Annotated in this window: 20 protein-coding genes; 11 read left to right on the forward strand and 9 right to left on the reverse strand. The window is 43.4% G+C overall.

Annotation, left to right across the window (positions count from 1 at the left end; translation table 11 throughout):
• Positions 1-232: 232 nt before the first annotated feature.
• From NAF19_RS27295 to NAF19_RS27315, 5 genes are all read right to left on the reverse strand, one after another.
• Complete coding sequence (locus tag NAF19_RS27295) at positions 233-2,218, reverse strand: DUF3858 domain-containing protein (RefSeq protein ID WP_252793545.1); 1,986 nt, start codon at positions 2,216-2,218, stop codon at positions 233-235.
• Between the two features lie 75 nt (positions 2,219-2,293).
• Positions 2,294-3,106, reverse strand: coding sequence for a DUF3858 domain-containing protein (locus NAF19_RS27300; protein ID WP_252793546.1), 813 nt, complete (start codon positions 3,104-3,106; stop codon positions 2,294-2,296).
• Positions 3,107-3,206: 100 nt separating this feature from the next.
• The gene (locus tag NAF19_RS27305) at positions 3,207-4,262 is read right to left on the reverse strand and encodes a DUF3857 domain-containing protein (RefSeq protein WP_252793547.1); all 1,056 of its coding nucleotides are present in this window, start codon (positions 4,260-4,262) and stop codon (positions 3,207-3,209) included.
• 16 nt (positions 4,263-4,278) lie between these two features.
• Positions 4,279-6,246 (reverse strand): DUF3857 domain-containing protein, encoded by a 1,968-nt coding sequence (locus tag NAF19_RS27310; RefSeq protein WP_252793548.1) that lies wholly within the window; start codon positions 6,244-6,246, stop codon positions 4,279-4,281.
• Positions 6,247-6,264: 18 nt separating this feature from the next.
• On the reverse strand, positions 6,265-8,193 hold the full coding sequence (locus tag NAF19_RS27315; protein ID WP_252793549.1) for a DUF3857 domain-containing protein: 1,929 nt from the start codon (positions 8,191-8,193) through the stop codon (positions 6,265-6,267).
• 160 nt (positions 8,194-8,353) lie between these two features.
• Between NAF19_RS27315 and NAF19_RS27320 the strand changes: the two genes are divergently transcribed.
• Positions 8,354-9,733 (forward strand): DUF1800 domain-containing protein, encoded by a 1,380-nt coding sequence (locus NAF19_RS27320; protein ID WP_252793550.1) that lies wholly within the window; start codon positions 8,354-8,356, stop codon positions 9,731-9,733.
• A gap of 80 nt (positions 9,734-9,813) precedes the next feature.
• Positions 9,814-11,013: a DUF1501 domain-containing protein gene (locus NAF19_RS27325; RefSeq protein ID WP_252793551.1), complete on the forward strand. Its 1,200-nt coding sequence runs from the start codon at positions 9,814-9,816 to the stop codon at positions 11,011-11,013.
• Positions 11,014-11,055: 42 nt separating this feature from the next.
• Here the strand turns inward: NAF19_RS27325 and NAF19_RS27330 are convergent, their stop codons facing one another.
• From NAF19_RS27330 to NAF19_RS27340, 3 genes are all read right to left on the reverse strand, one after another.
• Positions 11,056-11,577, reverse strand: coding sequence for a hypothetical protein (locus NAF19_RS27330; RefSeq protein ID WP_252793552.1), 522 nt, complete (start codon positions 11,575-11,577; stop codon positions 11,056-11,058).
• 82 nt (positions 11,578-11,659) lie between these two features.
• Positions 11,660-12,985, reverse strand: coding sequence for a signal recognition particle protein (gene ffh, locus NAF19_RS27335; RefSeq protein ID WP_252793553.1), 1,326 nt, complete (start codon positions 12,983-12,985; stop codon positions 11,660-11,662).
• Positions 12,986-13,222: 237 nt separating this feature from the next.
• A complete protein-coding gene (locus NAF19_RS27340; protein WP_252793554.1) occupies positions 13,223-14,380 on the reverse strand; it encodes a hypothetical protein in 1,158 nt (385 codons plus the stop codon).
• Positions 14,381-14,751: 371 nt separating this feature from the next.
• On the opposite strand from NAF19_RS27340, the gene NAF19_RS27345 reads away from it, so the two are divergent.
• On the forward strand, positions 14,752-15,480 hold the full coding sequence (locus NAF19_RS27345; protein WP_252793555.1) for a hypothetical protein: 729 nt from the start codon (positions 14,752-14,754) through the stop codon (positions 15,478-15,480).
• A gap of 452 nt (positions 15,481-15,932) precedes the next feature.
• Here NAF19_RS27345 and tnpA read toward each other — a convergent pair whose 3' ends face one another.
• Positions 15,933-16,385 carry an IS200/IS605 family transposase gene (gene tnpA / locus NAF19_RS27350; protein WP_252793556.1) on the reverse strand — a complete coding sequence of 151 codons (453 nt, stop codon included), beginning with the start codon at positions 16,383-16,385 and terminating at the stop codon, positions 15,933-15,935.
• Positions 16,386-16,743: 358 nt separating this feature from the next.
• Here tnpA and NAF19_RS27355 point away from each other — a divergent pair, with 358 nt between their 5' ends.
• The 8 genes from NAF19_RS27355 to NAF19_RS27390 all read left to right on the forward strand — a co-directional run bounded on the left by NAF19_RS27355 (position 16,744) and on the right by NAF19_RS27390 (position 25,347).
• A complete protein-coding gene (locus NAF19_RS27355; RefSeq protein WP_252793557.1) occupies positions 16,744-17,211 on the forward strand; it encodes a hypothetical protein in 468 nt (155 codons plus the stop codon).
• A gap of 315 nt (positions 17,212-17,526) precedes the next feature.
• On the forward strand, positions 17,527-20,871 hold the full coding sequence (locus NAF19_RS27360; RefSeq protein ID WP_252793558.1) for a DUF4175 family protein: 3,345 nt from the start codon (positions 17,527-17,529) through the stop codon (positions 20,869-20,871).
• Between the two features lies 1 nt (position 20,872).
• On the forward strand, positions 20,873-21,295 hold the full coding sequence (locus tag NAF19_RS27365) for an ATP-binding protein (RefSeq protein ID WP_252793559.1): 423 nt from the start codon (positions 20,873-20,875) through the stop codon (positions 21,293-21,295).
• Positions 21,295-21,726 carry an rRNA maturation RNase YbeY gene (ybeY, locus tag NAF19_RS27370; protein ID WP_252793560.1) on the forward strand — a complete coding sequence of 144 codons (432 nt, stop codon included), beginning with the start codon at positions 21,295-21,297 and terminating at the stop codon, positions 21,724-21,726. Before NAF19_RS27365 ends, ybeY begins: the two co-directional genes overlap by 1 nt.
• A gap of 189 nt (positions 21,727-21,915) precedes the next feature.
• Positions 21,916-22,431: a glutathione peroxidase gene (locus NAF19_RS27375; protein ID WP_252793598.1), complete on the forward strand. Its 516-nt coding sequence runs from the start codon at positions 21,916-21,918 to the stop codon at positions 22,429-22,431.
• 375 nt (positions 22,432-22,806) lie between these two features.
• Entirely contained in the window at positions 22,807-22,992 is a 186-nt protein-coding gene (locus NAF19_RS27380) for a hypothetical protein (protein ID WP_252793561.1), read from the forward strand.
• Between the two features lie 108 nt (positions 22,993-23,100).
• Positions 23,101-24,813: a sodium:solute symporter family protein gene (locus NAF19_RS27385; protein ID WP_252793562.1), complete on the forward strand. Its 1,713-nt coding sequence runs from the start codon at positions 23,101-23,103 to the stop codon at positions 24,811-24,813.
• A 228-nt stretch (positions 24,814-25,041) separates the two neighbouring features.
• Positions 25,042-25,347 (forward strand): S26 family signal peptidase, encoded by a 306-nt coding sequence (locus NAF19_RS27390; RefSeq protein WP_252793563.1) that lies wholly within the window; start codon positions 25,042-25,044, stop codon positions 25,345-25,347.
• Positions 25,348-25,352: the final 5 nt, after the last annotated feature.

Genomic DNA, 25,352 nt, shown 5'->3' on the forward strand with positions numbered 1-25,352 from the left:
CAATAAATAAAGTAGTAAGGCTAATCTTTTCATATTGGGTAAGGCTTTGATAAACCTAACCAATAAAAACTAAATTATAAAATTACCGGCGTCCCAACTGATATATAGTTACCTAAAAAAATCTTTTTCATTATTAAACACTTGTTCTTTTCGTTCAATTCCTAACTCTTTTCTCTTGATCCTTGTCTTTTAACTCTTAGTTCTTGACTCTCAATTTCTTGACTCTGTTCCCCTATCCTTTTTTCAACACAATTACTTCGTTCAGCATTTCATGCATTTTCTTAAAAAAGGCATAAAAATCGGGGTATTTATCTTTGGAATATTCGGGCACATTATAGTACACGTTGTAGCGTATTACTATTGAACCATCCTGTTCGGCCACCACGCGCTTAAACGTGAAACTTTTATCAGGCATAGTCATGCTGGCGTTCTTTGGCAGCGCATCAGCTTTGTAGCCTGCCGGTATTTTGTAAATGCCGTTTATCGAGTAGCTGCGATTATAGCCAAACTCAACGTCCGTTTGCCGGTTTTCACTTAAAAAAGGGTTGCTTTTAAGTGCCGAAAACAGGTTAGGGTTTAAGTAGATATAGCTTTCGTCCGAGCCGGCCAAATCCAGGTTAAAATTAAAGTTTTGCATCAGCGGCAGCGAGTCCACTTCCATGTTTTCCAGCTTCAGGCCGGTTACCTTTATGTTATTGTCGTCGTGGCGCAAAAAGTCGATGTATTTTTTTTCGCCATCAGTTTTGTAACGGTCCACCACATTTATTTTGTTGTAGCTGTTGCTGCTTATCTGCGCGGTGCCCTCAATTTTGCCACCGGCCTTTATTTCTGCATTTACAAAAACCGACTCGCGCACTGGCTCATTTTTTTTCAGGGTAATGATGTTATACAAATCTTTCGATTTATCAATATAAAGGCCTGATGAGTTTAGCAGTTCTGATGGAGTTTCGTTATACATATTGTACTTACCACTGGCATCGAGCACATATTTTTTTGAAGAATCAACCGGCACATACACCACGCCACGGTTAAACTGCGCCAATGATGTGTAAAACGGCCTTACCCTGCCATGTTCGCGTGTGCTTACCACCATGGGGTATGCCCCTATGCCTGATTGCTTAAGTAAATGATACAATATCAGGTTTATTTCGGTTGCGTTGCCTGTTTTATTTTCCCATGCACGATAGGTTCCGTCTATCGTATACCAGCGGTCGCTGCCGTTCCACTTCATGGTGTTTTTTACCTCGTTAAAAAGATAGGCTATACGCTCGTCGGTCGATTTTATGGCCTTTGCTTTTGCTATTATGGCTTCCTCGCCGGTTACTTTCCTTTTCAACTGCCCGCCAAAGTCGTCATCATCGGCCAATATCCCACCTACTTTTTCCCAGGTATCCGAATGGTTAACCACAAAGCCACCGATCGGCTTGATGGTAACCAATTGGAAACGGATAGCCTGCACGTTATCCCGGTACGACGACATATAAGGCTCATCGGGCAACGACGGCACATTTACCAATGCACGCAGCGTATTTTCCAGGGTGTATTGGTAGGATTGGCTACCCTCTAACAAGCTTCGTCCATCGGATGTGGTTTTATACTTTGCAAATGCCATTGCCAGGTTTGTGTTTGCCCTGAAATAAAAAATATCGGGTATTGCAGTGTATAACTCGCTGTAACGTACCGGTATATGGTCCTGGAATTCCCAGTCGGGAAAATTTACGAACGAATTTGTGTTAAGGTTGTACTTATATTCAAGTATACTTCCCGGTTTTACATCGGGGAACGTAAAGGTTATTTCGCTGTTATTTTTGTCGATGACTTTGGTGTAGATCAGTTTTTTATCCAGCTTGATAATCTCAGGTTTGCCATTAACAAGGTTTATTGTTTGCGCCTGCAGCCCGGTGATGTACTCCAGGCGGTTGCCGCTGTAAAATTTAATGTGTATGTCGGCCTCTTTTTTGCCATTGTCGTTAAATACTTTTATCCGGCGATGTATTTCGTTGGTTATCGACATTAAATCGGCGCCAAAATAAACGTTTCCTTTATCAAAGAGCACCTCGGCGTTGGCATCTTTTTCAAAATCGCAGGCCTTCATTTCAAGGTCGGCAATATCAATTTTTCCGAAAGGTTGTGTGGTTGGCATTGCCGCGGCCGGCGTTTGCGCCTTTACGGTAAAACAAACAAAGGCCAGTAAAAAGGCGGGTAAAAGTTTATTCATTGTGATACAATTTGGTATTTAAATATAGTTAATAGGTTTTATTATTATGGGTATGATATTATTTAATAGCGATATTTAATTTTTCTTCAATACAATTTGCTCGTTAAGCAAATCGAACATCTTTTTATAGAAATCCCGGATGCTGGGGTATTCATCGGCGGGGAAAACGGCGTGTTTGTAATTGACGGTGTAGTGTACCATTATTGAGCCTTCCTGGTCGGCAACCACACGTTTAAAAGTTATGCTGGTATCCGGCATCATTAAAGATGTAGGCTTTGGTATCGATTCAATTTTGTACCCTGCCGGAATTTTATAAATGCCGTTGATTGCATAATAATTTAAGCTCCCAAAATCAATTTCGGAATGGCGGGTTTCGCTTAAAAACGGGTTGGTATGAAACGATGAAAATAAATTTGGATTAATGAAAATGTAGTTCTCGTCTGAGCCTGTAAGTTCCTGTTGAAAACTGAAGCTTTCTGTTAACGGCAGCGTGTCTTTGCCAACATTATCCCGTTTATACCCGGTAATTGTCAGGCTATTATCATTGTCTTTTAACTTATCGATATACTTTTTCTCGCCAAGTTCATCATACACCTGCAAACAATTGGCCCTGTGATAGCTAAAGTCGTTTATTTGTGCATTGCCATCCAGCTTTCCGCCTTGTTTAATTTCGGCAGTAACAAAAACAATTTTCCGCGATGGGTTATCATTTTTTAGCGGCACCAGCATGTGAATACCCCAATTATTTGGGTCGACAAAAAAACCGTTAGAGTTCAGCAACTCAAATGGAACGTCTCTCCATGTGTTAAATTTGTTACTGGCGTCAAGGGTATAGGCTCTCTTGCTGCCAGCATTTACACTAACAACTGTTTTATTAAATGCATTCATATCCGGATATCCGGGATTAATTTTTCCATTATCGCGCGTGCTTACAAAAAGAGGGAAACAATTTATGCCTGCCTGTTTAAGAAAACTGTATAGTATTAAATTAATTTCGGTACTGTTGCCTTGTTTTTTTATCCCATGCTTTTTTTACACCGTCGCGCGTAAACCATTCGTTCTCGCCATTCCATTTTACATCATTCTTTATTTTATTAAAAATGTAGCTTACTTTTTCCTCATCGGTGCCAAATGCCTTTACAGTAGTAAGCATTTTATCCGGGTCAACCAAAGTTTGCCTCAATTGAGGGCCAAAGTCATCGTCGGTTACAATAGCATGCCGCAACTGCCACCAATTCATGTCTAATGTTCGCATGTTGCTTTTAAGCGAGTATTTTATTGCCGATAATATAAACCGCATGCGTTGCAGGTTATCTTTGCGCGATGTTGAATAAGGCTCATCTCTGAATGAGTTTATATTTTTTAGCGCCCAGGTAAATTTGGCCCCAATGGTATCGCCGCTGCTATTAATCCAGCGTTCCTGCGTGTTTTTTACATAGTCACCTGATATTTTGGGAATAATTTTGTAAGAATAATCAGTTCGGATAGAAGCATTAAGTTCGCAGTATTTAACGGGTATATCCTGCTGAATCTCCCAATCCGGAAACGCCCCGGCGAAATCAAACGTAAGTTTATACGCATATTCAATTACCGAACCAACCTTTACCTGGGGAAAAGTAAAAGTTATTTTCTTTGTGTTTTTGTCGGCAGCCTGTTTAAAAAACTGTGCCTTGTCGACTTTTACATATGATACTTTGCCATTTTCAAGATTAGCGGTTTCGGCTTCAATATCGCCTACACTTTCAAGGCCATGCCGACTTACGTAGCCAATGGTAACGTTTGCCTCGTCCGTGCCTTTCGTTGTCAGAATCTTTATCCTTACGTGCCTTACTACTGCGGTAGACCCAAAACCGGTGTTAACATCGGTTTTATCAAACAGCACCATAGCATTAGCGCCTTTTTCAAAATCGCAGGCGGTAAGTTTCAGGTCGGCAATATCAACTTTTCCGTACGGCTGGGTTCTCGATATCGAACTATCGGGTGTTTGTGCCTTTACGCAAACGCTTATCAGCACAAAAAATAACATAAGTAAAGCTTCCTTCATTTTCTTCGGTTTAGGACTATTCCTTCTTTAACACAATTTGTTCATTCAGCAAATCGAACATCTTTTTATAGAAATCGCGGATGCCGGGGTATTCATCGGCGGGGAAAACGGCTCTTCTATAATTAATGGTATATCGCACTGTTATTAAGCCCTCCTGCTCGGCCACAATGCGTTTAAATGTTATGCTGGTATCGGGCATCATCAGCGATGTTGCTTTAGGCAGAGATTCTGTTATATATCCTGCCGGAATTTTGTATACACCATTAATGGCATAGTAATTTAAGCTGCCAAAATCAATAGCCGAATTGCGCCCTTCACTTAAAAACGGGTTGGTACGAAACGAGGTAAATAAATTGGGGTTGATAAAAATGTAATTATCGTCCGAACTGGTAAGGTCGAGCTGAAAATCAAAACGTTCAATTAATGGGAGCGAATCTTTTTCAACGTTTTCGCGCTTGTATGATGTTATTTTAAGGTTATTGTCATCATCTCTTAACGCATCAACATACTTTTTTTCACCAAGCTTTTCATATTTCTCCAGGCTGTTTTTACGGGCATAACTAAACCGGTTAACCTGGGTATTGCCCTCCAGTTTTCCATTTGGTTTAATGGTTGCCTCCACAAAAACAACCTTTCGCGATGGGTTATCATTTTTAAGGGGCACCAACAAGTTTACGCCGGTGTTATCCGGGTCGATAAAAAAGCCTGTTGTATTTAAAATTTCAAACGGGGCGTCTGTCCAGGTATTAAATTTACTGCAGGCGTCAAGCACGTAGTTTTTCCGGGATAGTGTTACGCTAACCACAATTTTGTTAAATGCATTAATATCCGGGTAGCTGGTGTTTATTTTCCCGTTATCGCGCGTGCTTACAAACAACGGGGAGCATTTTATCCCCGCCTGTTTCAGAAACCGGTATAAGATCAAATTTACTTCGGCGCTATTCCCTTGTTTTTTGTCCCATGCCTTTTTTATGCCCTCGCGTGTAAACCATACATTTTCGCCGTTCCATTTAATGTCACTTTTTATTTTATTAAAAATATAACTTGTTTTTTCCTCATCAGTAGTAAATGCTTTTGCCCCGGCAATTATGTTGTCGGCATCGTGGAGCTTTTGGGTTAATTCCATGGCAAAATCACGGTCGTTCATAATAGTGTATCTTAAATAATCCCAGTTCATCCAGAGCCGGGGATGGTTACTGTTAGGCGAAAACCTTCCGGATGATAATATAAAGCGAATACGTTGCAGGTTATCCTGGCGCGAGGTGGCGTATGGTTCGTCTGTAAACGATGGGATGTTTTTTAGGGCCCATGCATATTTGATCCCTATTGTATCTCTCTTTCCTTTAATCCATGGCTCGTGGGTCTTTTTTTCATACACACCTAATACATGGGGGATAATTTTATACGAGTATTCATTCCTGACGGCGGCATTGAGTTCGCAATATTTTACCGGTATATCCTGCTGAATATCCCAGGCGGGGAATATACCCTCGTTGTCAAGTGTAAGAGTATAAGTATATTCGATAACAGAACCGACCTTAACCTGGGGAAAAGTAAAAGTTATTTTCTTAATATTTTTGTCGGCGACCTGTTTAAAAAACTGCGATTTGTCAACTTTAAGGTAGGTTATTTTGCCATCGTCAAGATTAACGGTTTCGGCTTCAACGTCGCCTACGCTTTCAACGCCATGCCTGCTTACGTAGCTGATGGTAACATTTGCCTGGTCGGTGCCTTTGGTAGTTAATATCTTTATCCTTACGTGCCTTAACACAGCCGTGGACGATAAACCGGTGTTGACATTGGTTTTATCAAACAAAACCATAGCATTTGCATCTTTTTCAAAATCGCACGTGGTAAGTTTCAGGTCGGCAATATCAACCTTACCGTAAGGCTGCGATGAAAAAACTGCAGCCGTGTCGGGCTTTTGCGCTTTTACAGCAAGCCCCAACAGGCAAAACAATAAGAAGAGTGTAAGTTTATGCAATGGTTATGGTATTAGGTTTTAGTTTTTCTTTAATACAATTTGCTCATTCAGCATCTCGAACATCTTTTTATAAAAATCGCGAATGCCGGGGTACTCATCGGCCGAAAACTGTGTGCGTTTTAAACTGATATTATAATATGTAGCTATTTTACCGTCTTCGTTTGATACAATCCGCTTAAAACTGATGCCTTTGTCGGGGGTTATCATTGATACGTTCTGCGGTAATGATTCTACTTTATAGCCGGCAGGCGCGGTGTAAACAGCCCTTGCAGAAAGATTACTTAAATTCCCATAATCAATCGCGGCCTGCCGCGTTTCGCTTAAAAATGGATTGTTGTTTAACGAAGTAAACAACGTTGGATTAATATATAAGTATTTTTCGTCCGAACTCGTCAAATCTAGCTTAAAATCGATATTCTCTAAAAGAGGCAGTGAATCCACATCTGCATTTTCCCGTTTAAGGGAAAGTATTTGCAAATTGTTATCATTGTTCCGTAGTTCGGTTTTATACTTTTCATCGCCAAGCTCGTAGTATTGTTGTAGCTTGTTGATTCTTGCATTGCCTGTGGTAAGAATGTGTGCCGAACCTACCAATTTGCCGTCTGCGTTCACCTGTGCCATAACAGAAATTGATTTCCTAATGGGTAAGCTATCAGTTAAAGTCTTCAGCGTAGTTACTTTACTGTCAGGGTCAAGTACAAGTGAGTATCCGTTTAACAGGTAAAACGGGATGGTAGTATAACTATTAAACCTATTGCTGGCATCAAGCAAATAGCTAAGCTTTGGCGTTAAATTAACAGTTACTACCATGGTGTTAAAGCCATACATGCCGGGCAGGTCTGGGTACAACCTTCCATGGCTTCGGGTGGCAGCGTAGGTTATGCAGCTTTTTATGCCGGCCAGCCTCAAAAAATTGTAAAGCATATAGCTTATTTCGCCGCTGCTGCCCTGCTTTTTTCCCCAGGCTTTTTCCACGCCATCGGCCGTGCCCCAATCGTATACGTTATTCCACCGCACACCTGTTTTTATCTTATTGAACACATAGGCAATTTTTTCATCGTCGGTAACCAGACTGGCGGTTCCGGGCAATATGCCCAGGTCGTCTTTTAAATCAACCTCAAGTTGCTCTTTAATCTTTTCGTTACTCATCTGTGCGCCGGCCAGGATGCCCCAGGTAGGCTTGAAGGACGAGAAGTTGTAAGGCGATTTAGTTTTGTAAAAACGGACACACTGAATATTATCTTCGCGGCAGGTAGCGTAAGGCTCATCTTTATACGACGGTGTGTTTTTTACCGCCCACGCAAAATGAACGCCAACCGAATCATTCGATTTATTGCGGATCGCCTCTTTTATCTTTTTTTCGAAAGGACTATTTACATTGGGGAAAATACGGAAGCTAAAGCCCCTTTGTATGTACGTGTTAAATTCGCTGTAGCGAACGGGCAGTGTTTCCTGGAAATCCCAGGTGGGTAAAGCACCATTGTAGTCAACCTTGGTACGAAACGAATATTCAATCACCGAGCCCGTTTTAACGTTCGGAAAGTTTATGGTTAATGTTTTTACAAGCTTACTAGCTGCTTGTTTATAAATCAACGCCTTATCAACCGGCGTAAATATAAGCTGGCCATTCTCCAGGTTAATGGTTTGGGCATCAAGGTCGCTAATTTTTTCAAAGTTGCTTTTGCTGTACCAGGCTATGGTAACGTTGGCATTGCCGAGGCCTTTTTCGTTTAAAATTTTAACCCGCCTGTGTTTTAGTATAATTGTTTGCTCGTCTTGTGTATACACTTCGGTTTTATCGAACAAAACAAGTGCGTTCGCATCTTTTTCAAAATCGCAGGCGGTAAGTTTCAGGTCGGCAATGTCGATCTGTCCATAAGGTTGGGTTTGCCCTTTTGATACCATTACTGCGCAAAGCAGCAACAAGAGCGTAAATAGTCTTTTCAATTAACAGGGATTGAACAGATAAATATAATTATTAATTTAATTTCTGATTAAAATATTTTATTAGATAAATACTAAAGGAAAGATGCAATTACTGCCAAAAATCCACAAAGCCGTTAAACTATTTTGTCAAACCAAAGTCATACCATCAAATACCCTTATTATGGATAATTTACTGCAGGTAAAACATTTATATGCGCGGGCCGGCTTCGGGCTGAGGTTTGATGAAAAAAGTACTGCAGGCAACCTTAGCGTAAAACATGCAATTGCCGGGTTGTTTAAAACATCTGAAAATCCGCAGCCGATAACCATCGTTAAAGACAACGCCGATTACAGTATGTTAGTAAAAGGCGACAAGGAGCAGAAAAAGCAGTTTATGCAACTGCAGCGCCAGCAGGAAAAAGACCTCAACATGGCCTGGCTTAACTTCATGAGCACTACCGACGCCGTGCTGCGCGAGAAGATGACCTTGTTTTGGCATAATCACTTTGCGTGCCGGAGCCGGCAATCGGAATTTGCACAACAACTCAATAATATACAACGACAGCATGCTTTAGGTAATTTTCGCGAGCTGGTGCTGGAAGTCTCCAAATCGCCGGCCATGCTCCAGTTTTTAAATAACCAGCAAAACCGCAAAGGCCACCCTAACGAAAACTTCGCCCGCGAACTAATGGAACTTTTTACAATCGGTCGCGGAAATTATACCGAGCAGGATGTTAAGGAATCGGCCCGGGCCTTTACCGGCTGGGGTTTTGATAAGGACGGTAAATTTATTACACGCCCCTTTCAGCACGATAATGGCGAAAAAACCTTCCTGGGCAAAACCGGTAATCTAACAGGCGAGGATATCATCAACCGCCTGCTGGAGCAAAAACAAACTGCCATATTTATCAGCACTAAGCTTTACAAATATTTGGTTAACGAGGTGCCCAACCCGGCACACATCACGGCTATGGCCGACGTTTTTTACCGCGGAAATTATGAAATAAAGCCACTGCTCGAGTTTGTGTTTACCGCGCCCTGGTTCTATGATCCGCAAAATACGGGCAACCTGGTAAAGTCGCCGGTTGAGTTTTTGGTAGGGCTTAACCGCCAGTTTTACATCAGTTACCAGCGGCCCGAAGTACTGCTGCAATTTCAGAAAGTATTGGGACAGGTGCTCTTTTACCCGCCTAACGTAGCCGGCTGGCCCGGCGGCCGTAACTGGATTGACAGTTCATCGCTAATGTACCGCCTAAAAATACCGTCGACCATATTAAATGGTGGGCTGATTGACTTTACCGGCAAAGCCGACCCTGAAGAGGAAGCTTACATAGCCGCCACCCGTAACCAGCAGCAGCAGGTAAACGCACGCGTGCAAGCCCAGGTTGATTGGGATAAGTTGATGAAAACTATTCCCGCCGGCATAAACAACCAGCAAATAGCAGCATTTTTGCTGCAGCCACCGGTAAGTAAAACGCTGGCCGCCGAGCTTGGCAATGCACCGGATATTAAAACAGCAATAATTCAAACAGTATCAACGCCTGAATATCAACTATGTTAATTTTTTAATTAGTGAGTTAGTGATTTTTAAGACAGTTTTCTCAATCACTAATTCGCCAATTCACTAAATCGCTAATTAAGATGAACAGAAGAAATTTTTTGCGCAACACTGCGCTCGCTTCGGGGGCATTAATGGTTCCCGCTTTTTTGAAGCCATTTGAGGCTTTGGCGATAAATGAGCTATCGGGCTATAAAAACCTGGTGATTATTCAACTTTCCGGCGGCAACGATGGTTTGAACACCATTATCCCCTATGGCAACGATATCTACTACCAAAAGCGTAGCACTATCGCCATAAATAAATCCGATGTGATCGCACTCAACGATGTGCAGGGACTTAACCCCAACCTCTCTGCATTAAAGGAATTGTACGACCAGGGCTGGATGAGCATCATCAACTCCGTTGGCTACCCTAACCCCGATCGCTCGCACTTCCGCTCTATGGATATATGGCAAACCGGCAGCGAGGCTAACCAGTTTTTAACCACCGGCTGGATTGGCCGCTATTTGGATTCAAATTGCGCTACCTGTAAAAACCCATATACGGCTATCGAGGTAGACGATACACTCTCGCTGGCCATGAAAGGAGCAAAAATGAAAGGCATTGCCGTTGAAGACCCCAGCAAGCTTTTCCAAACCACCCGCGAGCCTTTTTTTAAGGAATTGGTACACGACCATGAAAACGCCAACTTAAGTGAAGATAACCTCGGCTACCTATATAAAACCATGGCAGAAACGTACTCTTCGGCGGGGTATATTCAGCAAACTTCGAAAACCTATGCCGTAAAAGGCGAATACCCTGCAACGCCATTAGGCAACCAGTTAAAAACGGTATCCAAATTCATTAATTCAGGCTTGCAAACGCGGGTTTATTATGTCTCACTCAGCGGCTTCGACACGCATGTGGCCCAGCAGGGGCAACAAGGCAGGCAGTTGCAAATTTATGCCGATGCCGTCGCGGCGTTTATAAAAGATCTTAAACAAACCGGCAAGCTGGATGATACCCTGGTGATGACCTTCAGCGAGTTCGGCCGCCGCGTTGAACAAAACGCCAGCAACGGCACCGACCACGGCACAGCTAACAATATCCTGTTGTTCGGCGGTAAACTAAAAAAGGCCGGCATTTTCAACGATGCCCCCGATTTGGCACAGCTAGACAACGGCGACTTAAAATACAAAGTCGATTTCAGGGATGTTTACGCCACCCTGCTCGATAAATGGCTGGATGTGAGCAACGGGCAGGTATTGGGTAAGGGGTTTAAAGGGTTGGAGTTTATTTAGGCGGAGATCTCCAATCCCTTAGAGGCAGTGCCCGCACTAATTTTAAGGAAACAATCCTAATTCATTACCATCTTTCGGTATTTGCGCTGATTTGACGAAGAGCCAACCGTTGTTAACCAATTTATAAAGCTCAAGTTTACACGGACAATGGGGAACGTAGGTAGTTGTATCTCCCGCATCAGGTTCGTCCTTGTCGTAACGTTTATCCACAAAAGTCATCCAAATCTCAAATTTGTTAAGATTGTTCATTGCAAACAATTCGACATCTGTGTCCTGTTTTTTTGTTTTATAGATGGAGTCAAGTGTTGCCATGGTTTTGACATCTTTCGCATAAAACTTTATCCTTGCCCACCCGTGTTGATGATTTTCATATTCAAATTGAAGAAACTGGTGTTTTGTCGAAACCGGGTCTGGCCCATACCAAAGCGAAAAACTTTTATTGTGAATATTTATAAAGTTCACATTGGAATGAAGAGTTTCCTGTCCGTTCCTGGGTTGCGCAAATGAATCAATATGCGAATGTAAAAAAACGCCCGCCAAAATAAAAATCAACCAGTTTTTCATGCGTCTAAAGTAAAAAAGACGCAAAGTATTGCGTCTCTACATTTTAAAAATAAATCCGAAATCGAACTTCCGAATTCCGAAATTACTTCGGCATTCTCCGCATCATGTTTGCCATGGCTGCCGGGTTGCTCATTTGCTTCATCACCTTGCGCATGTCTTCAAACTGCTTTATCAGGCGGTTAACCTCGGTAAGGTTGGTGCCCGAGCCATTTGCTATACGGTTGCGGCGGCTTTGGTTAATGGTATCAGGATTGCTTTTCTCGTATGGCGTCATCGATTGGATGATTGCTTCGATAGCTTTAAACGCGTTGTCATCAACTTCCACGTCCTTCATCATTTTGCCAACGCCGGGTATCATGCCCATCAAATCTTTCATGTTACCCATTTTTTTGATTTGCTGTATCTGGCTGTAAAAGTCGTTAAAGTCGAACTTATTTTTGCGGATCTTCTTTTGCAGTTCGGCAGCTTCCTTTTCGTCAAACTGTTGTTGTGCACGTTCAACCAGCGAGATAACGTCGCCCATTCCCAAAATACGCGAGGCCATACGGTCGGGGTGGAAAACGTCGAGCGCTTCCATCTTTTCGCCGGTACCGATGAATTTTATCGGCTTGTTTACCACCGATTTAATCGATAAGGCCGCACCACCGCGGGTATCGCCGTCAAGCTTGGTTAATACAACACCGGTAAAGTCGAGGCGGTCGTTAAACACCTTGGCGGTGTTCACGGCATCCTGGCCGGTCATTGAATCCACCACGAATAAAATCTCGTGCGGTTTAGTGGCGGCTTTTACGTTCTCGATTTCCACCATCATGGCCTCGTCGATAGACAAACGGCCGGCGGTATCAATGATCACCACGTTATTGCCGTTTTGTTTGGCTAACGCGATGCCTTCACGGGCAATAGCTACCGGGTCGGTCGATTCCAGGTTAGCATAAACCGGCACATCTATCTGCTTACCCAAAACCTGCAGTTGCTCAATAGCAGCCGGGCGATAAACGTCGTCGGCCACCAGCAGCACTTTTTTGTTTTTGCTGGTTTTCAGGTAATGGGCCAGCTTGCCGGTAAAGGTTGTTTTACCCGCACCGTTTAAGCCAGCAATTAATATAATGGTTGGGTTGGTAGTTAAATTTAAATCGGCTGTGCTGCCGCCCATCAGCTCGGTCAGCTCATCATTCATTATTTTAGTGAGGAGTTGGCCGGGAGAGATAGAAGTCAATACATTCTGACCGATTGCTTTTTGCCTTACTTCGTCGGTAAAGGCTTTGGCAGTTTTATAGTTAACGTCGGCGTCAAGAAGGGCCTTGCGGATTTCCTTCATGGTTTCGGCCACGTTTATTTCAGTAATAGTTCCCTGGCCTTTTAGTACCTTAAAGGCCCTGTCGAGTTTATCCGAAAGATTTTCAAACATTAGTTATGCTGATTTTGAGGATGCAAAAATAAGATTTTTTACGGTTTATATCGGATATTTTAACCGTAGCGGCACGGAGGGCGACACGAAGCACGCTGAGTTTTAACACTTATGCGCAAGACAGCGAAGAGCCTCCCGAATCAAAAGCGTTCCATTTTTCTACGTGGAACACCTGGAACGCTGTGAAACATTCTGATTATCAAATGTTTAATTTTTCTAAAATCGTCCGCTGGTCAATTATTGCGCGTTCCTAACCAGTTTCCAAACCTCGCTGTTAAAATTTGCCTTTGTAATTCCGCTCACCTTTTCCAGCGCTGTAAAATAATTTTCATCACCTTTTTCAACTTTGCCACAGGTAAGCAGTTCCATCGGGGCGCCGCCTTTTTCCTTATCGAACTTTTGGGCAACTAAGGCATTTATGGCGTACGATATTTTTAAGGGTTTTGAACCCTCCGAAAAATTCTTATTCTTTTCGTTGATGTACAGGGTCAGCCAGTCGGCATTGGGGTTCTCTTCGGCGTACTTTTTAAACATCGCAATAATTTCGGTCCAGCTAATGCCCCAGCTGCCGCCGTATAAATAGGCGCAGCCCTCGTCGACCGGGCGGTTGATTATATCGGGGTTAACTACCTGCCGTAACCGCTCGTGAAAAAGGTCGTGCGGGTCGAAGCGGCTTTTGTAGGCATTCCATCCGTTCACCAGTAATAATGAGTCCTTTTCATGTACCGACAGGGTGCCCCACGCCAGCCCGTTATACTGCAAGTTATAATCGACCCCTAAAATTTGCAGCGCTGCAGCAACGTCATCGCACAAATACAAAGCAATAGGCCGGGTGGGCGCATGCAGCTTTTTATCATAAAGGCTTACCGTATTATAATAGTATTTTGCCCCGGTCAGGTTCAGCGTGTCTTGATAATGAAAGGTGATATTGCCGAGCTTTTTTGTTTTCCAGCCTTGCGTACTTTGCTTTAACGGCGAGTAAACATAAAATGTACCTTCAGCTTTTTTTGCCATTAACCTAAATGACGACCGCAGTACAGGTGTGCCATTTACATCCGCCATATAATTTATCCGGGTTGAAAAAACATCATCACCCAGGGCACTAATATTGGCTAAGTACGGTTTATAATAATTATCGTCCTTAAGTTTGGCATTTTTCTCCAGGCCTTTTAGCTCGTCCAACAGCATCGAGGTTGCCAGGAACTCTTCTTTTAAAATAAATTTATTCTCTGCATGCGGTTTTTCTTTTTGGCCGAGAAAACCATTCAGCGCGCTTATTAATTGATTTTTGGTTGCCGTGTCTTTCGGCAGGTTTATTTCGGGGGATATGATCAACGGTTGCCCGTAAACATTACCGGTGAAAGCAATTAGCAGTAAAATAATGAAGCGTTTCATGTGTGTGTTTGAGGTTGAGGGATGCAAGATAGGGAAATTTACAGTCGGTCAAATACCACACATAACCAGGCACCTGCAATTCTTTAATTTCCTTGCTATTCCTCTTATAGCTAATCAGATCTTCGACACTGCAGCGCCTTTGTATTGTAAAGTAAAAACGGGTTCCATAATTCGCCGTCAGCAACCGCCCAATAAACGTTTCGCTCATACAGTAAATAATGCACATGTAGTATTGTACTCCTGGTTTAGCTGTTGTAATATTGATTGGTTAGAAAAAAGAAACACCAGGAGTAACCTGTTGCCTTTATTTTTTAATCCATGGAGCAGCAAAGACATATATTTTGTGTAATTAAAAATTGATAAATAACGCGGTGAAAGAAGAAAAAAGCAAATACAAAACCGGCTGGCGCGTTTTACTGATAAAAGCAGTATGCGCAGTTGCCATCGTGTTCTTGATAGAAATAGTTTTGGAGGCCTTGCGCAGTAAAGATGCCCTGGCGACTGCATTGGCGCCGTTTCATAACCACTATTTCTCGCTATCGCGCAACTTTCTTACCATACCGGGCATGGCTTCCACATTTTCGGACGACCAAACTGCGACAACCAGGTTTGTGGAGTATTTTATATTGGGCTACATTGCATTTGCTATTATCAGCATGTTAATATGGGCAATACCTGTATTGAAAAAGTATTCCAGCCGCATTAATTCCGTGTTGTTCTTCCTGCTGGTGTTAAGCACGTTCCTGGTGGCATTTTTCTTTCCCGGCCGAATGACGGTAATTGACACCAAAGCCAGGGAAATCCGGACCACCAAAAATTCCTGGTGGTTTATACCTGAAACTACCCGCATACCATTTGTCAATATCGCCAACATCGGTTATAAAACTACCTGGTATTATAACGGGCACGATAAAGAATACAATAACTATATTGTAATAACGCTTACCACCAAAATCGGCACAAAAATAAACCTCGGCGAAATACAAGCCGGAGAGCAGAAAGGTACTCTGGTCCATAAACCGCCAGTTATGATTCCGCCGGAACAAATAGTAACGGCGGCTAAGGTGGTGGATGCGTTGAATGAAGCGGCGAAGAAGTAGCAGTAGTGTTTAGTAGCAATAGTTCAAGGGATATGCCGGGCGGTTTTAACAGACACATTTTTAAACCAGGCCTGCGACCTGGCCTGATGAATTACGCCCTTTCAGGGCTTGGGGATGTTCTTCAACTTATGTTAACATGTTACGAATGCGACACTGTAGGAGAACCAAATTCAGGCCCGTCTGCGCGCTCAGCCCTGAAAGGGCGGCCATCACCAGCGCAGGTCGGGGGCCTGCGGTAATCGAACCGCGATAAATGCCCTTTTAAACCAGGCCTGCGACCTGGCCTGATGAATTACGCCCTTTCTGGGCTTGGGGATGTTCTTCAACCTCTGTGAACAAGTTACAAAGGCGGCACCGTAGAATAACCAAACTCAGGCCCGCCTGTGCGCTCAGCCCTGAAAGGGCGGCCATCACCAGCGCAGGTCGCAGGCCTGCGGTGAAAAGAGCACATATTAATCCCAAACATATCGTTCATCATATTCAACCCTATGTTCTTTTAAAACACACCGGTATTCGTCCTGAAAATGAATTTTGCTGTGATGTTGATGCTGGTTGCTTATATATGCAATAATGGAATCAACATCGTCGGGGCTAACTGAGAATCCTCCATAACCATTCTGCCAATAAAAATTTTCCAGCGATTCATGCCTGGTTTTTATCCATTTTGATGAACTCGCCTTTATCTTTTCAACCAGGGTCATGAGCGCTATTTTTTTCGATAGCATGCACAAAATATGAACATGGTCGGTATAGCCGCCCACCTTTATGGGATGGCACTCATACGTTTGACAAATGCCTGCCAAGTGATTATGTAGCTCCAGTTCATATGGCGCGTAAATAAGCGGCTCCCGATGTTTTGTGCTAAACACTATGTGCATATAATTTTTTACGAGTGATTGTCCCATGATTTGGAATTAGGTTATATTGCTTGTAATGTAAGGTGCTAATTTAAATTAAATACTGTGTTTGTTGAAGCGGTAAGCTTGACGATTAACACAAACATTTTAAACCAGGTCTGCGACCTGGCCTGATGAATTACACCCTTTCAGGGCTTGGGGATGTTCTTCAACTTATGTTAACATGTTACGAAGGCGACAATGTAGGAGTACCAAATTCAGGCCCGTCTGCGCGCTCAGCCCTGAAAGGGCGGCCATCACCAGCGCAGGTCGAAGGCCTGCGGTGAAAATAAAAAGCGTTCTACTGTACATCACTACCCTTACCCCCGTTTAAATAATAATTTTATATTTGACTTATTGCAATACTATGTTATTATCAACTCACCCGGTAGAATATCGTTACAACAAATTTAATGGCTGGTTTGCAGTTATTAGTTTAGCCGCCATTATTGGTGTTGCCGTGCCTTATATTATCTCGAATGCGAAAGCGGGCGATAATGGAATAGCCCTGGCAATTTTGACCGCGGCCGGCATAGCGGCTTTGATACTTGTTTTTGTTATTAAAAAATACTTTATACCTGCACTAAGAGGCGACATCGCGCTCGAAATAACTACCAAAGGAATAACAAGCTACCTGCATAACATCAGCATTTCGTGGCGCGATGTTGACAACATTGAGGTTAACGGCGGCCGTATGGCCGATGTACTCTACATCTACTTTAAACAGGAAACCGACCACGGCGATTATGTACGCATCCCCCTGCAATGGATAACCGGCAACGACGACGATATCTATGAAACGGCCAAAGCTTTCTGGAAGCACAAACCACAGTAGTTCACACGTATTTTGATCTTCAAATTTTTATTGGCGCAGGCCTGCGACCTGTGCTGGCGAATTGTGCCCCGTTGGGGCTTTTACGATTTTTCTTCAATTTAGTAATTCCGGTTAACCTATTTTATCAATGTTTCCAACATCCACAGAATGAAGGCAGCCCACTCAGCCCCAAAGGGGCGGCATTCATTAGCGCAGGTCGCAGGCCTGCGCTCAAGGCGATATGTTTAATCACAGGCCGGTAAATTAAGTTTATTGGTGGTTTTATATTATAATAAATGTATTTTCGTTTATACCTTGCACCTGTTGTATCGAAATATGAACGCTGCCGATAATTATGAACTTTTGATTGATAAGATCAACATCTTTATCCGGAAATACTATTTCAACAATTTTTTACGGGGGCTGATATTTTTAGGTGCGGGCCTGTTTTCGGCCTATGTAGTTTTCACGCTCAGCGAGTACTTTGGCAACTTCAATATCCTTTTCCGTACGCTGCTTTTTTACCTTTTTATCGCGATTAACCTTAGCCTGGTTATCTGGCTGATTATGCCGCCGCTGCTGGCCTGGTTAAAGCTGGGCAAATCGTTAACGCATGATGAGGCCGCCGAAATTATCGGCAAGCATTTTAACGACGTACACGATAAGCTGCTGAATACCCTGCAGCTAAAAAAACAAGCCGGGCAGGATGAACAGCACCGGGCATTGATCGAGGCCAGCATCAACCAAAAAATTGAAGCTCTAAAACCGGTGAGTTTTCCATCGGCAGTAAATATTAAAGAAAACCGCAAGTATTTAAAATGGTTGCTGTTCCCGGCCGGGGTGATAATTATTTTAGCTTTTGCGGCACCGTCCATATTAACCGAGAGTACCAAAAGACTTATCCGCCATAACGAATATTTTGTGCCTGTTGCCCCGTTTAATTTTATCATTCAAAACAAAATCCTTTCGGTTGTTCAGGGCGATGATTTAAAACTTGACCTAAAAATCGACGGCGATAAACTGCCTGCAGATGTATACGTAGAAACAGCTAACAATACATTTAAGCTGGATAAAGAGAACATCAGCAAATTTCATTACCTGTTTACCAACCTGCAGCAAAACACGGCATTTAAGTTAACGGCTAACGGCTTTACCTCGCAACCCTACGAAATTAAGGTTAACCTGCGCCCGGCCCTACTGCATTTTGACGTGGCGCTTAACTATCCCGCTTATCTGCACAAAAAGAACGAAACGATAAAAAATGCCGGCGATTTAATCATACCCGCGGGTACCACCGTTACCTGGGAAATGCACACGCAAAACGCTTTGAATTTAGCCTTTAGCATGAATGGCAGTAACGGCCAGGTTCGCGATGTGGCCCGTGATGTTTTTTATCACCAGGAAAGGATCATAAAAAACAGCGTCTACAAGATAACACCGCTTAACAGTAGCGTAAGCCATAGCGACTCGGCGAGTTACCGCGTTAATGTTATTGCCGATGAAATGCCATCCATCACCGTGCAGGAAAAACAGGATTCGGTGAGCCTGAAAACACTTTACTTTAACGGCAGGATACAGGACGACCATGGCTTTTCGTCTTTAAACTTTCACTATACCGTTGGCGCCCCCGGCGATAAAACCAATGTAAAAACTTATACCAAACCGGTTAAGGCCGATCTGGCGCAGCCGCAGTCGGATTTCTTTTATTTCTGGAACCTGAAGGATATGGGTATAAAGCCCGGCGACCAGGTAACCTACTATTTTGAAGTGGCAGATAACGATGGTGTTACCGGGCCGAAAAAGGTGCGCTCGCCTGAGCGGACAAACAACATCCCTGATGCAAAAGAACTGAATGAGCAGCTAAATGCCGGCAGCCAGGCCATCAAACAAAAAATGGAATCGGCAATAAAACTGGCCGGGCAACTGGAAAAAGATTCGCAAAAGCTGAACCAAACATTACTTAATAAAAATACGCTATCTTTCGACGAGAAAAAGCAAATTCAGGACCTGCTGCAAAAGCGCAAGGATCTGGAAGATTTGGTAAAAGAGGTGCAGGCCGACAACAAAAAGAACCAGTACAATCGCCAGGAAAACCAGCAACAAAGCCAGGAGCTTACCGAAAAGCAAAAGCAGATGGAAAAATTGCTGAACGAGGTGCTTGACCCTAAAATGCAGGAAATGCTGCAACGCCTGCAGGAAATGCTGGAGCAGGAACAAAAAGAAGGCGCCCGCAACGAACTGCAAAAAATGCAGGGCGACAATAAATCGCTTAAAAAAGAGCTTGACCGAATGCTGGAGCTTTACAAAAAGCTGGAGTTTGAGCAGAAACTAAACCAAAATGCCGACCAGTTGAACAAACTGGCTGAGCAGCAGCAGCAACTCTCAGATCAGGCTAAACAACCCAATGCCGATGCGCAGCAATTGCAAAAGGACCAGCAAAAAGCAAATAAAGATTTCCAGGATATCAAAAAATCGCTGGATGATTTAAAAAAGGAAAACGAGCAGGCCGAGCACAAGCAGGATTTTGAAGACCCGAAAAAAGACGAAGACAGCATCCAGCAGGAAATGGACAAAAGCAGCGATGACCTGGATAAAAAAGACAGTAAAAAAGCATCCCAATCGCAAAAAAAGGCAGCAGACAAGATGAAGCAGCTGGCCCAAAAAATGAAGCAAAATCAGCAGGAGGGCGAACAGAAAGAGGCCGAGATTGATGCGCAGCAGCTGCGCGAACTGTTGAAAAATTTGGTAAACAGTTCGTTTGAGCAGGAGAAGGTGATGCAAACGCTGAAATCCACCGCCCCAAGCGACCCTAATTATGTAAAACTGGCGCAGAGCCAGAAAAGCATAAAGGACAACCTTAAAACTGCCGAAGACAGCTTGTATGCATTAAGTCGCCGTATACCGCAAATACAATCGACTGTAAATACGGAGATAACCAGCATTAATAATCATATTGATGAATCGCTCGAAAACCTGGGCGACCGTAACACCGCCAAGGCTACCAGCAACCAGCAATATGCCATGACATCGATGAATAACCTGGCGCTGTTATTAAGCGAGGCGTTGGCCCAACTGCAAAATATGCAGAAGAAAGGAAGTAGCGGCAAGGGCAAAGGCAGCAAGCAATCGGTATCCCAATTGGCGAAAATGCAACAGCAGCTAAACCAGAATATGCAGAAGGCCCGCGACCAGATGCAGCAGCAGGGACAACAGGGTAACCAGGGAAAAAGTTCTTCGGGGAATAATGGAAATATGAGCGAACAATTAGCTAAATTAGCGCGCCAACAACAGGAGATTCGGCAGGCTTTACAGCAAATTGATCGCGAAGAAAACAAAGACGGCACAGGCGGGTTAGGGAATCTTGATAAAATTTCGAAAGAAATGGAACAAACCGAGCGCGATCTCGTAAACAGGAGAATAACCGAAGATGCAATTAAACGGCAACAGCAAATCCAGACCCGTTTATTAGAGGCCGCGAAGGCTGAACAGGAACGTGAACAGGATGAGCAACGCGAAAGTAAAGCAGGAAAAGACGTGCCGCCGGGATATATTAAAGCACTGCAGGAATACCAGCAGAGCAAACAAAAACAAACAGAACAGGTACGGACAGTGCCGCCTGCGCTGAATTTTTATTATAAAACAAAAATTAAATCATACTTTGATCTACTCAACGCTAAATGACATGGACCAATCAAATGTTCAAGCAGGTGAAATGTACACCTTACAGCTTCCTTCAAAACAAGAGAGCATAACATTGCTGGAAAATTTGATAGAAGAAATTTCCGACAGGCACCAGGTAAGTGAAGATACCTTCGCCAATATGATGACGTGCCTTAGTGAAGCAGTAAATAACGCTATTGCACATGGCAATAAGTTCGACGAAACTAAAAAGGTTATCGTAAACGCTGACGTGGAAGGCAAACGCATTGTTTGGACAGTCACCGACGAAGGCGAAGGCTTCGACTACAACAACCTGCCCGACCCAACCGCTCCGGAAAACCTGGAGAACTTAACAGGTCGTGGTGTGTTTATTATAAAACACCTGGCCGACCAGTACATTTATAATACCAAAGGCAACGAAATTGAACTTCACTTTAAGATATAATGCCGGCTATCCAGTTTTTTGAAGAAGACATCACCTATACTTTAAAACAAAAAACAGCCGTGCGGCAATGGGTTACAGATACCGTAACTGCCGAGGGCTATAAACTGAAAGAGCTAACCTATATTTTTTGTTCGGACAGTTACCTGCTACAGATAAATCAACAGTATCTTAACCACGATACTTACACAGATATAATAACTTTTGATAACTCGGATATCGCCAAAACCATAGTTGGCGATATTTTTATTTCTATCGACCGCATCCGCGAAAACGCGCTCAAATTCAGCCATACCGAAGCAGATGAACTGCACCGCGTAATTATCCATGGCGCCCTGCATTTGCTGGGCTACAAAGACAAAGCCCCGGCCGACAAGAAAAAAATGACATTAAAAGAAGATTTCTATTTGAATAAGCGAGCCTTTATTAGCTAATTTTACTTTTTGTCATTCTGAGCGGGAGCGAAGAATCTTATACGTGTGGACACGAACGCCGGACAGGCACAACGCAAGCCATTTTACAGTATAAGGTTCTTATTTTCGGTTGGGGTAATAAAGGGAGGCAACGGGCAATTAAAAACCTTCGTACTGGTAATTGACACTAAAAATCCAATTTTAAATATTATGAAATTACTTGCATTAATCTGCGCTTTTATGTTTGTTACAGCCGCGCCATCATCAGTTTATGATTTTAAGCTGAAATCAATTGAGGGGAAAGCTTTTTCGCTCGCCAAATACAAGGGCAAAAAAGTGTTGATAGTAAACACAGCATCAAAATGCGGCTACACGCCTCAGTATGCCGAACTGCAAAAATTAGCCGAACAGTATAAGGATAAGGTTGTTGTTGTTGGGTTCCCGGCAAACAACTTCGGTCAGCAAGACCCAGGTACCAATGGCGAGATCAAAACTTTTTGCGAAAAACGCTTTGGTGTTACCTTCCCGCTTAGCGAAAAGGTTAGCGTAAAAGGCGACGATATCGACCCATTGTTCAAATATTTAACAGAAGCTGAAAATCCTGATTTTACCGGCGAAATTAAATGGAATTTCGAGAAATTCCTGATTGACGAAAAAGGTAAATTGATTCACCGTTTCCGCTCGGCTACAACACCATTGTCTGCTGATATTACAAAATATTTGTAAGCTACGGAAAGATTTTATAGCAAGGCCCCTGGTTTACCGGGGGCTTTTTCGTGTTAAACACTACCGACGCGCCAACGCGCAGAATTCAGGCGGAATTTGGCTAAAGCCAGGGGGGCATAATTTCTCTGCCCGTCGGCTAAAGCCGGACGGCAATGAAGCAGACAGCTATTATAATCATTGCCGTCCCTTTTAAGGGGCGGATACCTGCGCAATAAATAGATGGCTTTAGCCAAAATGTAAAAGCAGCAATGTGATTTGCGTTCCACAGAGTTGTTAAAGGTGCGCATGTATACGACCAGCCGCAAACAATTAACACTCCCCCTATTGTTATCCACCATTTAATATTTATTTTTGTGCCATAATATACCCGCAATTATGAAACACCACGAAGAAGTTAAAAATAACGATTCATTATATTACCTTGTAGGCTTGCTTACCGGCTTGATTATTGGTGTGGTTATAGATACCACTTTTGTATTGATCCCAATCCTGGGCGTGGTTGGCTTGTTGTTTGCCGGCTTCTTCCTTAATGTATTTGTTAGGGGACGTGGCAACGCCTGATCCGGAACTGCCTTCATTTATTCGTAGCTGGAACCAGTTTTACGGCATTGTAGCCGGATGGCTGGTCCTGTTGATCTTCATTTTCTGGCTCATTACCATCCTTTTTGAATGAGCTTAACCGACTGGATAGTTCTTGCCGCAACGCTGCTAACCATCGTTATTTATGGCGTTTGGAAAAGCGGCGTCAACAAAAACATCGACCAGTTTTTAATGGGCGGCCGCTCAATGCGGTGGTACCATGTCGGGCTATCTGTAATGGCTACGCAGGCCAGCGCCATAACTTTCCTGTCTGCACCCGGCCAGGCCTATTCCGACGGGATGCGATTCGTGCAGTTTTACCTCGGTTTGCCGCTGGCCATGATCGTGCTTTGTGTAACCTTTGTGCCCATTTTTCACCGGCTGAAAGTTTATACCGCTTACGAGTTTTTGGAGAACCGGTTCGACCTTAAAACACGGGCGCTTACATCCTTTTTGTTTTTAATACAAAGGGGGCTCTCAACGGGTATTACTATTTACGCGCCATCCATCATCCTGTCGACCATACTTAACATCAACACCGTTTACACTACGTTGTTTATTGGCAGCCTGGTAATATTTTATACCGTTTATGGCGGCACCAAGGCGGTATCGTATACGCAACTGCTGCAAATGAGCATTATTTTTTTAGGGATGTTCTTTGCCGGCGTGCTCGTAGTACACCTGTTGCCCGGCAACGTTGGTTTTGGCAAAGCCGTTAAGCTTGCCGGCAAGCTGGGCCGCATGAATGTTATCGACTGGAAGTTTGACCCCAATAACCGCTATAACATCTGGAGCGGGCTTATCGGCGGCTTCTTTTTACAGCTATCCTATTTCGGTACCGACCAAAGCCAGGTTGGCCGTTATTTAACCGGGAGCTCGGTTGGCCAAAGCCGCATGGGATTGATTATGAATGGCCTGCTGAAAATACCCATGCAGTTTCTGATTTTGCTGATAGGTATATTGGTGTTCGCCTTTTACCAGTTTAACCGCCCGCCCATGTTTTTTAACCGTTACGAGGTGGACCAGGTAAAAAGCAGCAGCTACTCGGCACAATACAATAAACTCGAGACACAATACGCCACAGCATTTGAGCAGCGCAAAACTAAATCAGAAGCGCTGGTAAAAGCCTTTGACACCAAAGACAAGGCCCAGATAGCCCAAGCGCAATCGGAATTAAAAGTTGCCGACAAACAAACTACCGATATCCGCAAGGAAGCCATCGGTGTGATGAAAAGAAATAACGCCAAAGCCAATGGCGACGATACCAATTACGTGTTCCTCAACTTTGTTACCCACTACCTGCCCCGCGGGTTAATAGGTTTGCTGGTGGCCATTATTTTCCTTGCTTCGATGGGCTCAACGGCAAGCGCCTTAAACTCACTGGCATCAACAAGTGTGGTTGATATTTATAAGCGCATCATCAACCCCGGCGCCAGCGACCAAAACTACCTGGACGCATCGCGCCTGGCAACCGTTTTTTGGGGCGTTGTATGCGTGGGCATGGCGCTTTACGCCAGCAAGGTGGGCAATTTGCTGGAGTTTGTAAACCAGCTCGGCTCATACATTTACGGCACCATCCTGGGGGTGTTCGTGGTGGCATTCTACCTCAAAAAAATACGGGGCAATGCCGTGTTTATAGCAGCTGTGATTACCGAAATTACAATCTGCATCCTTGGTTATCGGGGAACAGTGGCTTATTTATGGCTTAATGCGATAGGCTGTATTTTGGTGATATTGATTGCTGTGGGTATAAATCCTTTGTTTCCGCAAAAGGTGGTTGAGCAGAAGGCAGAAGCGATGTAATATTTATTTCGTTAATCATCCGCTCATCGGATGATTGTTTTTTAAAGGCAAATGACCCGAAGAGCAATCTAAGCCTTTGTCAACGCGCCCAACGCAAAAAATTTGTGCGTTTAAGTTTGTTGATTAAATAGTTTGCTTCCGATCACGTGAGATAAAAAATAGAAATTGTGATATTTATTAAAGCTGGTAAATTCAGCAGGAATCTTCATCACGGGTATCCTGGTAAATATGAATAAAGATATTTGGCTTGGCCTGTTGCATGTGAAAACAATAAACGGCAACAATGATTTGGGTCATGCAATCGGAGCCGTTGTTAATGTAGCTTATAGGGCACTCGACAGGGAGGATTTTCTTATCGTTGCAAAAGAATCTTTTGAATCATTTGATTTTGACGTTTTGGGATTTGAGGAAATTGAAAGAGGTGATCTATCAGTTATCAACGCGGACAATGCAGAAAAGCGTAATCTTCTTAAACGCATAGCAGAAGGAGATGAATTTGCCTGGGGGACATTTCACACTTATAGTACAGAATAATAATC

Origin of the sequence: Mucilaginibacter flavidus (assembly GCF_024055575.1) — a bacterium.
GTDB lineage: Bacteria > Bacteroidota > Bacteroidia > Sphingobacteriales > Sphingobacteriaceae > Mucilaginibacter > Mucilaginibacter flavidus.

Coding starts and splice junctions, on each gene's coding strand:
- NAF19_RS27295 (WP_252793545.1), bottom strand. CDS start 2,218: ATGAATAAACTTTTACCCGCCTTTTTACTGGCCTTTGTTTGTTTTACC.
- NAF19_RS27300 (WP_252793546.1), bottom strand. CDS start 3,106: ATGAATGCATTTAATAAAACAGTTGTTAGTGTAAATGCTGGCAGCAAG.
- NAF19_RS27305 (WP_252793547.1), bottom strand. CDS start 4,262: ATGAAGGAAGCTTTACTTATGTTATTTTTTGTGCTGATAAGCGTTTGC.
- NAF19_RS27320 (WP_252793550.1), top strand. CDS start 8,354: ATGGATAATTTACTGCAGGTAAAACATTTATATGCGCGGGCCGGCTTC.
- NAF19_RS27325 (WP_252793551.1), top strand. CDS start 9,814: ATGAACAGAAGAAATTTTTTGCGCAACACTGCGCTCGCTTCGGGGGCA.
- NAF19_RS27330 (WP_252793552.1), bottom strand. CDS start 11,577: ATGAAAAACTGGTTGATTTTTATTTTGGCGGGCGTTTTTTTACATTCG.
- ffh (WP_252793553.1), bottom strand. CDS start 12,985: ATGTTTGAAAATCTTTCGGATAAACTCGACAGGGCCTTTAAGGTACTA.
- NAF19_RS27340 (WP_252793554.1), bottom strand. CDS start 14,380: ATGAAACGCTTCATTATTTTACTGCTAATTGCTTTCACCGGTAATGTT.
- tnpA (WP_252793556.1), bottom strand. CDS start 16,385: ATGGGACAATCACTCGTAAAAAATTATATGCACATAGTGTTTAGCACA.
- NAF19_RS27355 (WP_252793557.1), top strand. CDS start 16,744: ATGTTATTATCAACTCACCCGGTAGAATATCGTTACAACAAATTTAAT.
- NAF19_RS27360 (WP_252793558.1), top strand. CDS start 17,527: ATGAACGCTGCCGATAATTATGAACTTTTGATTGATAAGATCAACATC.
- NAF19_RS27365 (WP_252793559.1), top strand. CDS start 20,873: ATGGACCAATCAAATGTTCAAGCAGGTGAAATGTACACCTTACAGCTT.
- ybeY (WP_252793560.1), top strand. CDS start 21,295: ATGCCGGCTATCCAGTTTTTTGAAGAAGACATCACCTATACTTTAAAA.
- NAF19_RS27375 (WP_252793598.1), top strand. CDS start 21,916: ATGAAATTACTTGCATTAATCTGCGCTTTTATGTTTGTTACAGCCGCG.
- NAF19_RS27380 (WP_252793561.1), top strand. CDS start 22,807: ATGAAACACCACGAAGAAGTTAAAAATAACGATTCATTATATTACCTT.
- NAF19_RS27385 (WP_252793562.1), top strand. CDS start 23,101: ATGAGCTTAACCGACTGGATAGTTCTTGCCGCAACGCTGCTAACCATC.
- NAF19_RS27390 (WP_252793563.1), top strand. CDS start 25,042: ATGAATAAAGATATTTGGCTTGGCCTGTTGCATGTGAAAACAATAAAC.